This is a genomic window from Lentzea sp. NPDC060358, assembly GCF_042725365.1.
Taxonomy (GTDB): Bacteria; Actinomycetota; Actinomycetes; order Mycobacteriales; family Pseudonocardiaceae; genus Lentzea.
Genome location: NZ_JBHXCW010000525.1, coordinates 1 through 1,005, shown reverse-complemented (window position 1 = coordinate 1,005; position 1,005 = coordinate 1). Strand labels below are relative to the sequence as shown.

The 1,005-nt window shown below is 72.4% G+C and carries 2 protein-coding genes and 1 pseudogene; all 3 read left to right on the top strand.

The features are described from left to right. A pseudogene (locus tag ACFWGZ_RS41380) lies at positions 1-241 on the top strand (hypothetical protein); the annotation flags it as partial. Between the two features lie 7 nt (positions 242-248). Further along, positions 249-683, top strand: coding sequence for a roadblock/LC7 domain-containing protein (locus tag ACFWGZ_RS41375; RefSeq protein ID WP_376687750.1), 435 nt, complete (start codon positions 249-251; stop codon positions 681-683). Beyond that, a partial coding sequence (locus ACFWGZ_RS41370) for a DUF742 domain-containing protein (RefSeq protein ID WP_382457037.1) occupies positions 680-1,005 on the top strand: 326 nt, incomplete at its 3' end. The genes ACFWGZ_RS41375 and ACFWGZ_RS41370, both read left to right, overlap by 4 nt.

The window sequence follows — 1,005 nt, the reverse complement described above, 5'->3', positions numbered from 1 at the left end:
GCTCATGGCTGCCTTCCGGCGGGGCATCGAGCTCGCCGAGGCCCGCACCGATTCCGAGGCGGGCGGTACGCCGGAGCCGGGCCCCGACCCCGAAACGACGCCGGGGCAGGCCTGGCAGCCGTCGCCCCCGCTCGAACCACTCCCGGTGCGCGGCCGCGCCACGACCGCCGCCCCGTATCCCGCGGGCCCGGAGACGCCCCCGGCGACCGATCCCTCCGAAACGCACACCCCCAAGGAGTAGATGCCTCATGGCGACCGACATGCCGTCCGGTCAGGTCTCGGACCTCGACTGGCTGCTGAGCGGCCTGGTCCAGCGCGTCCCGTACACACGCAGTGCTGTGCTGCTCTCCGCCGACGGGCTGGTGAAATCCCTTCATGGCATGGACGCCGACAGCGCCGACCACATGGCGGCGCTGGCCGCCGGTCTGTACTCGCTGGGGCGCAGCGCCGGCGCGCGCTTCGGCGACAGCGGCGAGGTGCGGCAGGTGGTGGTCGAGCTCGACTCGACCCTGCTGTTCGTCTCCACCGCCGGATCGGGCACCTGTCTCGCCGTCCTCGCCGGACGCGAGGCGGACGCGGCGGTCCTCGGCTACGAGATGACCATGCTGGTCAAGAGTGTCCGTCCGTACCTGATGACGCCGGTGAGACAAGCGGCCGGTTCCCCCGGCACCACGGGGCTGTGAGGGTGTCGGTCCCGCAGGACGGGCCGCTGCTCGACGACGCGGCCGGGCGGCTCGTCCGCCCCTACACCGTGAGCGACGGCCGCACCCGTCCTACAACCGTTCTCGATCTGCTCTCGCTGATCATGGCCACGGGGAGCGAGCCGCAGACGCATCTCGGTCCCGAGCACTCCGTGGCACTGGGGCTGTGCGACGGCCCCACCTCCGTGGCCGAGATCGCCGCCCATCTGCGGTTGCCCGCGGTCGTCACCAAGGTGCTCGTCTCCGACCTGGTCGACTGCGGGGCGGTGACCGCGCACCCGCCCGCCTTGCACGACATGCCCAC

Excerpts from the sequence above, each read along its gene's own strand:
- ACFWGZ_RS41375 (WP_376687750.1), top strand. The coding sequence starts at position 249 with ATGGCGACCGACATGCCGTCCGGTCAGGTCTCGGACCTCGACTGGCTG.